At 31.0% G+C, this 606-nt stretch carries 1 protein-coding gene; it reads left to right on the top strand.

The annotated features are described in order from the left end of the window. On the top strand, positions 1-600 hold a 600-nt coding region (locus tag AAGF08_RS20450), incomplete at its 5' end, for a hypothetical protein (protein ID WP_343513312.1). Between the last annotated feature and the right edge of the window lie 6 nt (positions 601-606).

The raw sequence follows: 606 nt of genomic DNA, 5'->3' as shown, positions 1-606 counted from the left end.
CAGAAGAATGAAATTACCATTTTAGAGCAATTAAATGGTGACCTGACTAAAAACCTTGAGGAGGTACGTGAAATTAAAAGCATATTAAATCAGGCATCACAGAACTCCAATTCTTTTTTGTTGTTCCTTAATTCCGAAAATAATCATATAGATTCGATTTCTGTTTGGTTAGATCAAATAGATAGAAATCCCATTTTTAATAATGCGAATACAGCCTACAAAAACCTGGAAAATAATCCCAATAAAATCATTTCTAATGATACGCTGAGGCTGCGCATAACATTGATGTACGAAAAAGAATTTAGAAATATTGATGCGCGTGCGAATGGCTATGGAACCCAATTTTATCCTGAATTTAAAAAACAGCAAAGAGCAAATTTCTCTATGACTACTGAGGTTTCAGCGGATGGTAAAGAAGTGATATATGAGTATAACCGACCCAAGAATATTGAAAATTTAAAACAGAACGATGCCTTTATAAATGCAGTTGTAGATATTTACAATTTTTCTAAACTTAGAATTAATTATTTGACTATGACCGAAAATATTCTACGGGTTTTAATTCAAGATATTGAAAAAGAAATCAGAAGCTTAGAATGATAAAAT

Source organism: Algoriphagus sp. SE2 (assembly GCF_039563885.1).
Classification (GTDB): domain Bacteria; phylum Bacteroidota; class Bacteroidia; order Cytophagales; family Cyclobacteriaceae; genus Algoriphagus.
The sequence above is the reverse complement of the archived record's forward strand: the minus strand, read 5'-3'. Positions and strand labels throughout refer to the sequence as shown.